This window comes from Arthrobacter sp. H41 (assembly GCF_000520535.1).
Lineage (GTDB): Bacteria > Actinomycetota > Actinomycetes > Actinomycetales > Micrococcaceae > Arthrobacter_D.
The window spans coordinates 1-8554 of sequence record NZ_KI914827.1; the positions used below are offsets into that span (position 1 = coordinate 1).

Annotated in this window: 7 protein-coding genes; 4 read left to right on the top strand and 3 right to left on the bottom strand. The window is 62.8% G+C overall.

The features are described 5' to 3' along the window. From Y705_RS20255 to Y705_RS0114375, 3 genes are all read right to left on the bottom strand, one after another. On the bottom strand, positions 1–497 hold a 497-nt coding region (locus Y705_RS20255), incomplete at its 3' end, for a tripartite tricarboxylate transporter permease (RefSeq protein ID WP_173401098.1). Positions 498–500: 3 nt separating this feature from the next. Continuing rightward, the gene (locus Y705_RS20260) at positions 501–968 is read right to left on the bottom strand and encodes a tripartite tricarboxylate transporter TctB family protein (protein WP_049822817.1); all 468 of its coding nucleotides are present in this window, start codon (positions 966–968) and stop codon (positions 501–503) included. 41 nt (positions 969–1009) lie between these two features. After that, entirely contained in the window at positions 1010–2035 is a 1026-nt protein-coding gene (locus Y705_RS0114375; protein WP_049822818.1) for a Bug family tripartite tricarboxylate transporter substrate binding protein, read from the bottom strand. Between the two features lie 361 nt (positions 2036–2396). Between Y705_RS0114375 and Y705_RS0114380 the strand changes: the two genes are divergently transcribed. From Y705_RS0114380 to Y705_RS20265, 4 genes are all read left to right on the top strand, one after another. After that, entirely contained in the window at positions 2397–2933 is a 537-nt protein-coding gene (locus Y705_RS0114380) for a hypothetical protein (protein ID WP_026533360.1), read from the top strand. Between the two features lie 2 nt (positions 2934–2935). Next, positions 2936–3511, top strand: coding sequence for a hypothetical protein (locus Y705_RS0114385; protein ID WP_026533361.1), 576 nt, complete (start codon positions 2936–2938; stop codon positions 3509–3511). A 163-nt stretch (positions 3512–3674) separates the two neighbouring features. Then, positions 3675–7268, top strand: coding sequence for a TM0106 family RecB-like putative nuclease (locus Y705_RS0114390; RefSeq protein ID WP_026533362.1), 3594 nt, complete (start codon positions 3675–3677; stop codon positions 7266–7268). A 159-nt stretch (positions 7269–7427) separates the two neighbouring features. Continuing rightward, positions 7428–8554, top strand: a 1127-nt coding sequence (locus Y705_RS20265) for a peroxidase family protein (RefSeq protein ID WP_275450820.1), incomplete at its 3' end; no start/stop codon positions are given.

The window sequence follows — 8554 nt, forward strand, 5'->3', positions numbered from 1 at the left end:
AGTGAATTTCCGACCAGAGCGGTCACGCTGACAAAGGCGAGCACCATCAGGGCGAAATAATCGGTCGCCTGGAAAGATTTCGCGAGATTTGCCACCAGCGGTGCCAGGAACGTAAGTCCTAGTGTGGAGATGATGCCGGCAAAGAACGACCCCATGACCGCCGTGGCCAGGGCGGGCCCCGCCCGGCCTGCTTTGGCCATGGGATATCCCTCGATGGCCGTCGCGACCGAGCCCGCTTCGCCCGGGGTGTTCAGCAGTATGGAGGTGATAGCGCCGCCGTATAGGGAACCGTAGTAAATCCCCGCGAAGATGATGAGTGCACCGGTGGGGTCGAAGCCGTACGTCAGCGGCAGGAGTAGCGCCAATGCCAGCGCGGGACCGATACCGGGTAACACACCCACCAGAGTCCCAACGGTTACGCCGATCGCCGCATACAACAGGTACTGCGGTTCAAGTGCGTTGGCGAAACCACCCAGTAGGTCAGCGAAGACGTCCATGGATCAGAGCACCATCTCGAGGAGGCCGGAGGGCAGTCGCACGCCCAATATTTCGGTAAAGCCGAAGTACACGGCGGCTGAGAACACGACAGCGACGATCAGGTCACGAACCAGTTTGCGGCTGCCGGCAATCCAGGCAGTACCCATGAAGAAAATGGACGTGGCAAGAATGTAACCGAGTGGCTCCAGCACCACAGAATAGAGCAGCAGCGAGCCGATCACTGCCCACAGCGTGCGCCAGTGGGTGTCGCCATGGTGGATCGCGGCCTGATCGAGGAGCGCTTGATCCGGCTTCAGCGTGGCGCGTACCAAAAACGCCACTCCGAAGCACACCAGTCCCACCCCAACGATGAGCGGGAAAAACCCCGGCTGCTGTGGTCCGAAACCACCATTGAGCGATATGCGGATCGCGTCATAGAGCACCACCGCCGCGGCAAGAACAATGACGACGGCGGCAATTCGGATCCCCAACCTGCCACCTGTGGCCGTAGTCCCGGGATGGGGACTGGAGGTCACTCGATGATTCCAAGGTCAGTCAACGTCTGGGTGATGTTCTCATCCTCAGCCTCAAGGTATTCGCCGAATTCATCTCCAGTGAGCAGGAAATCATCCCAGTTGTTGGCGGTTAGAGTTTCCTGCCATTCCTCGGTGGCATGCATCTCCTCGACCATCGAGATCACTGCATCACGCTGCTCATCGGAAATCTCCGGCGGCGCTACGAGTCCCCGCCAGTTGGCAATCGAGACATCGTATCCGGCATCGATGATGGTGGGCGCGTCAATTCCCTCAATGGGTTCTTCGCTCGATACGGCAAGCAGGCGCATTTCGCCTGCGTCGATCTGATCCTGAAATTCGGCCAGACCTGATGCTGCCGCGGCTACGTCACCGGAGAGAATGGCCGGCGTGAGTTCGCCGCCTCCCGAGTATGGAATGTAGTTGATCTCTGAGGGTTCCACTCCCACGGCATCGGCCAATTGGGCTACCAGAATCTGATCCACGCCGCCTACAGAGCCGCCACCCCATGCAATACTTCCAGGATCCGCTTCGAAGGCGTCCATGAGTTGCTCCAGCGTCTCGTACTCAGAAGCAGCGGGAACCACAATGGCGTCATATTCAGCGGTGAGCCGTGCGATGGGTGTGGTATCAGCCAGGCTTACCTGGGCGTCCGTTTGTTGAATCGCGCCAACGAGGATCTTCCCGATCACCATCAGCTGGTGAGGATTGCCGGCATTCTCGCCGACAAACTGGGTAAGGCCGGCCGTACCGGAGGCGCCGGGCACGTTGTACACCTCGGAGCCGGTTTCAATGACGCCACCTTCGGAGAGTGAACGTGCGATAGATCGTGCGGTCTGGTCATAGCCCCCGCCCGGATCAGCAGGCGCCATCACCTCGATGGTTTCACTGGGGTACTCCTCCGCCGATTCGCCACCGCCGGAGTCCCCACCGCAACCGGTGAGCGCCAGCAAGCCGACAGCCAGTGAAGCCGCCCATCGGGGGGCCAGGGCAAGGCGGACCTTCTTCGTCGTTGAAATCGTCATCGAATTCGTCCCTATCTTCGGTTCCATCCTCAACATCCCGACGTGGTGGCGGTCAAGATGCCAGATGTGGCGGCAGTAAGAGTGTCGTCCAGTTCTACCAGCCGACCGAATGCGTTGTACACCACATCGAGCTTCGGTTTGGCGACAGTTCGGGATTCTGCGTGAAGAAGCGCGGGGTAGAGGCACGGGCATCCTACGAGGCCCGGATGAGCCCGCCGTCGTCGATTTTCAATTTCCCCGCCTCCACAGCATCATGTATCGCCTCCTCCAAGCGCTCCCCGATTCCGGTGATCGGATAATCGCAATCGTCGCCGATACTGGGTCAAAGGATATTCATGCTTCGCCCATCAAAGGACAGGCAATGGACAATTACGCTGAGTTCATTGACCGCATCGACGCGGCCTCCGCCAAACTCGGCACGCGGCGAACCTCGCTGACCACGACCCTCGGGATTCTGGTGTCCCTGTTCGAACAGAACAACACCGGCTTTCAACTCTGGAACCAGCGACGAATTCATGCGGACAAGCTGCTGGCGAATCACACCGGTAAGCCGGAGGCGTACAGGACCCTGAGCGAACTCTCCGACGTTGCCCTCAAGATGGAGCCGATGTTCCGGAAGAGGACGCAGCGCCTCGGGGAGAGGGTGGCCGTGGTCCGCGAGCGCAGTGAGGAAATCGACCGGTCGCTCAACGAACTCAAGCGAAGCAAGCTCAAGCTGGAGACGTCGAGGGGCCTTGCACAGGAGCGGGAAAACCTCCGGAAAGCCGTGGCGGATCTTGCCGGCACACCCGAGGTTCCGGTTGTCGCTGGCACCGACCGTGGCCTGCGTGACGACCTCGATGACGCGCGCGAAGCAATCCTTCTTGCCGAAGCACTTCTGGAAGTGAAAGGACACTGACCATGGCGACATCACAGCCGGACCAGCGGCTACTTACCAGCTTCACCTCGAAGGAGTGGAACGGCAGGCCCGGCGAAGGCGCTTCGACCATGTTCGTCGGTTTCATCGTTCTCGCGTACGTCCTGGGCCTGATCCTCATGATCTTCGTTTCTCCACTGCGAAGTTTCTGGTCCCTGACACTGTTCGCCGTCGTGCTCGCCGGTTTCTTCACAGCGCTGTGTGTCACGGGTGAGGTTTCCAGACAGCGCAGGTTCCTCGAAAGCGTCACCGCGACCGTCAACGGAATCATCCTCGAGCTGACGGGGAACCCACTGGACCAGCTTTCAGTGGATAAGTTCCGGGATCTCGTGAGATACGGCCAACATGTCCCACTGCTGGTGAACGGCGTTCCCGGACTCGACCTCACGGCGCTCCGGCAGGCGCAACCCCTGCAGCAGCAGGTGGTGCTGGGACGGGATCCGGTGGTGAAGCGGGAGCAGGACGCCGTCACCACCACCTGGGTGGTGCTGACGATCACGCCACCCGAGTACGGAATCTCCAGCTTCGACCGGTTGCTCGGGGCAGCCCAGAGCGGTTAGCAGGAGTACCCGGCAGCGGTACACATCGAACGGGCCATGCCGGCGACGCTACCGTCGGATCGCCGATCCCGAGCGAGCCACACGAGATATGTCGGCCCTCCTTGCTAGATTCTAACCAGCGCCCGGGAACCGCCCCGCGGCCCACGTTGCTCCTGGGGGCACTATGTTCCTGCTCGACCCGCTCACGCCCGGTATGGAGAAAGACCTGATCTTCTCCGCCACGGACCTGGTCGCCGCCAGCGAATGCGAGTACCGCACCCTGCGCATCCTGGATGAGAAGCTGGGCCGCTCCCCCAAGGCCACGTTCGACGACGACGAGATGCAGCTGCGCGCTGGAGCACTCGGCGACGTCCACGAGAATCGGGTCCTCAAAGACCTCGTTGACCAGTACGGGCCGTGGGATGCGGACCGGGCAGCCGGCGTCTACCGGGTTGACCGCGGCACCCTGGACCGCGAAGGTTTGACTAGCAAGCACCAGGAGACCGCCCGCGCCCTCGCCGCAGGTGCCGACGTCGTTTTTCAGGCCACGTTCTTCGATGGCGAGTTCCTCGGGTATGCGGATTTCCTCGTCAAGCAATCGCCAGGCGAGGAAGCCTCCGGGCGGTATGCCGTTTGGGACACCAAACTGGCCCGACACGCCAAGGTAGGAGCCCTGCTTCAGCTGGCCGCCTACGGAGACCAACTCATCCGGCTCGGACTCGATCCCGCTCCCCGCGTCACCCTCGTCCTGGGTGACCTCAAGACCAGCGCCCATTCCCTGACCGACCTCCTCCCGGTCTACCGCGAGCGGCGAAACCGTTTCCGCACTTTGGCCGACACACACCGCGCAGCCGATGTGCCTGTGCAATGGCAGCAGGACGGCATCACCTCCTGCGGCCGCTGTGACTACTGCGCCAAGCAAGTTACCGACAATCGTGACCTGCTCATGGTCGCCGGAATGACCGGTGCGCAGCGGAAGAAGCTGCTCAAGGCGGGCGTCACCACGATTGACGCTCTCGCCCAGCTGCCCGACGACAAAGCCAAAGGCCCCCTCGTACGGTTGAGGGACCAGGCCCGGATGCAGACGGATTGCGGGAAAACGGACGGCTCCCGCACCTTCCTCAAGAACGACGTCGAGCACACCCTCAGCTACAAGGTACTCGCGAACAACACGCTTGCGGACATTCCCGGTTCAAGCCCGGGGGACATCTTTTTCGACTTCGAAGGGGACCCACTCTGGCAGGACCCGGCCACCCACACTTGGGGGCTTGAATACCTTTTCGGAGTGATGAAAGCGCCGGAACAGGCCTCCAAGCCGCTCTTCCGGCCATTTTGGGCTCATTCCCGCGGTGCTGAGCGGCAGGCTTTCCTCGAATTCCTGGAGTACGTCGAGAAGCGCCGCGCCGCCCACCCCGACATGCACATCTATCACTACGCGCCCTACGAGAAAACTGCGCTCCGGAACCTCTCGCTCCGCCACGCCGCCGGCGAGGACACCGTGGACGACTGGCTCCGCACCGGCCTCCTCGTGGACCTGTACGCCACGGTGCGGCACTCGCTCCGCGTTTCCGCAGCCTCCTATTCCCTCAAGGAACTGGAGCCCCTCTATATGGGGGATCATCTTCGCTCCGGGAACGTCACGGACGCCGGGGCCTCCGTGGTCGCCTACGCCAGGTACTGTGCGGCACGGGACGACGGCGACCACGCAGAGGCCGCTTCGATCCTCGCCTCCATCTCCGACTACAACGAGTACGACTGTCTCTCCACGCTGCGTCTGCGCGACTGGCTCCTGCAGCTGGGCGACACCAAGGGAACGACGGCGTCGGGAACCGAGCGCCAAGCGCCCGGTAGCGGCGGAACTCAAGCCCCGGAAACGAAGGCACCGGACGAACCCACCCCGGAAGAAGTCCGTCTCCGGGAATTCCTCGCCCAGCTCCCCACGGACCGCGCGCTGACGCCGGAGGAACAGGCCATTGCGATGGTCGCTGCCGCCACCGGCTACCACCGCCGCGAGCGGAAGCAGTTCTGGTGGGAGCACTTCGACCGGCTCGGTTCGGACCAGGACAGCTGGTCCGAGAAGCGGGACATCTTCATCGTCGAGTCCGGAACCGTGATGAAGAAGTGGGCGAAGGCCACGCCCACGGGAAAGTTGGAGTCCCGGGTGGTCCAACTGCACGGCACCATGGGTGAAGGCTCCGAATTCCGCGCGGGCTCCAAATGGTTCCGCATGTTCGATGCACCGGTGCCCGAAGGAATGGAGGACTTGGCGCGTGATCCCTCCTCACGCGGCGGCTGCTTCGAGACGGTCGTCGAGTTCGTCGAAGCCGACCCGGAGATGCCAGGCAAAACCCTGATCACGACCACCGAGAAGTCCACGGGAAAAATCCCGCCCTACACTGAATTGCCTCTCGCCCTGACGCCGGACAAGCCAATCCCTACAGTGAGTATCGAAGCGTCCCTGGCTGAACTCGCGAGCACCGTCGGCGCGAGCGTACCGTCCCTGCCCTCCCATCCCGGCCTCGACATTCTGTGCAAGACCAGCCCTCGGTTGGCAACCCTGGATGCACTGCCCGCCGTCGTTCATGACGACACCGGTCAGCCCGACTACATTTCGGCCATCACCGAGGCCGTCCTGGATCTGGACCACTCCTACCTCGCCATCCAGGGGCCACCCGGCACAGGCAAGACCTATGTGGGCTCGCACGTCATCGCCCGGCTCGTCGCCAGGGGGTGGAAGGTCGGAGTAGTGGGGCAGTCACATGCCGTCGTCGAGAATCTCCTCCGGACCGCCATCGAATCAGGTGCTGATCCGCAGTGCGTGGCCAAGAAGCTGGCGACGCCGCACGACGTTCCGTGGACGCATACCTCGGACACCGCCATCGGCAACCTGCTCGCGGGCGACGACGGATGCCTCATCGGCGGCACCGCGTGGGTTTTGACCGGCAAGCATGTCCCGCCGGAATCGCTGGATCTCCTGGTGATTGACGAAGCCGGCCAGTACTCGCTCGCCAACACGCTCGCCGTCTCCCGGGCCGCGAAACGCCTCCTGCTGCTGGGCGACCCACAGCAGTTGCCGCAGGTGACTCAGGGCTCGCACCCCGAACCGGTGGACGAATCCGCGCTGGGCTGGCTCTCTGCCGGGCACGCCACTCTCCCTGCAGAACTGGGCTACTTTCTGGCTGACTCCTGGCGCATGCATCCCGAACTGTGCGACGTGGTGTCCCGCCTGAGCTACGACGGCAAGCTCGAATCCGCGCCCGCGGCCGCTGACCGGCAGTTGGCCGGGGTGCCGGCAGGAGTCGACGTCATTCTGGTCGACCACACCGGGAACGCGGTGGCGTCCGAGGAGGAAGCCGCGGAGGTCGTCGAGCAGGCACACAAGCACCTCGGATTGATTTGGCGCCCTGGACGGGACAAGCCCGCTCGCCCCCTCGTCCAGACCGATCTCCTGGTGGTCGCGGCCTACAACGCCCAGGTGCAGAAAATTCGCACCGCACTGGAGGAGGCGGACCTTCCAGAGGTCCGGGTGGGGACGGTGGACAAGTTCCAGGGACAGGAGGCGCCGGTGGTGCTCGTCTCCATGGCCTGCTCAGCGGTGTCTGAAGCACCGCGCGGCATGGACTTCTTCCTGAACCGCAACCGCATCAACGTCGCCATCTCGCGCGGTCAGTGGCGCGCCGTCGTCATCCGTTCGCGGGAACTGACCAACTACATGCCCACCCGCCCCTCGAGCCTGGAAGAGCTGGGCGCGTTCATAGGTCTGGGCCCGGAATCCTGAGTGGACGCGCGGCCGGCTCCTCGGGGATCGGGCGCGCAAGCGAGGCCGAGAACTCGCCGGACGCCCCGCGCCCTCGACAGAACTTAAGGTAAACCAAAGGTTCATGCACTTGACTGCTCCTGGCGGAAACGAGGACGCGCCTTCCGAGAAGGAGACACTGTGAGTGCAGAAGTGAGTGCTGAAATCGGCCCGGTGGAGGAACCCTCCTCATCAGGAACTTCGGGCGGGTTATCACGCAGAGGCGTGATGTTCTCTGCGGCTTCAGCGGGCCTCCTGTCCGTGCTGCCGCTGGGAAACCGAAGTGCATCCGCAGCGCCGCCGGTTCCGAAGGTGGAAAAAACCGCTCGCCTGGGGCCGGCAACGGGAGGCCATGGCGTCGGAGATCCGCGGGGTTCCGAGATAGCAGTGAAGGTCCGGCGCAATCAGCAGGGCCGCTTCGGACTGATGTTCCCGAGCCTGCCGCCCTTCACTCCACCGGATGAGCTTCTGGGTATCCTCGCTGGACGGATGATCGATCCCCGACCTTCACTGAGCGACGTCTCCCTGAGTGACGACGGTTTCGACAACGCTGATATGCCGGCCGGTTACACCTATCTCGGCCAGTTCATGGACCACGACATAACCTTCGACACCACGCCCCTGGCGTTGCAGCAGAAGGATCCGCATGCCCTGAAGAACTACAGCACCCCGTTCTTCGACCTGGGCTCCGTCTACGGACGCGGACCGGCGGCCGACCCGCAGCTTTACGACCCGCAGAATCCCGCCGTGTTACTGGTCGGACGCACCCCCGAAGGACTCTCCGACCTGCCGCGGACGGATGCCGGGACGGCGATCATCGGCGATCCACGAGACGACGAGAACCTCATCATCTCTCAACTGCATCTGGTATTCCTGGAGCTGCACAATCACTTCGTCGCTCTCGGTAATACCTTCGAGGAGGCCCGCAAACTTACGCGATGGCATTACCAGTGGGTGATCGTCAATGATTTCCTTCCGCGCATCGTAGGGGCCGAGCTGGTCGAATCAATGCTGCCCACCCTCTCCAACGGACTGAAAAAGGTCGATAGCAAGTTCTACCGGCCCGGTAACCGTCAGCGGCCGATGATACCGATCGAATTCTCCGTCTGTGCCTACCGATTCGGGCACAGTATGATTCGCGCCGAATACGAGATGCACGACAACATGACCTTCCCGCTCTTCGGTACCGCGGGAAAGGACCTTCGCGGCTCCCGTCCCCTGCCCTATGATGCGCGGGCAGATTGGAACTACTTCTTCGACATGGCGGG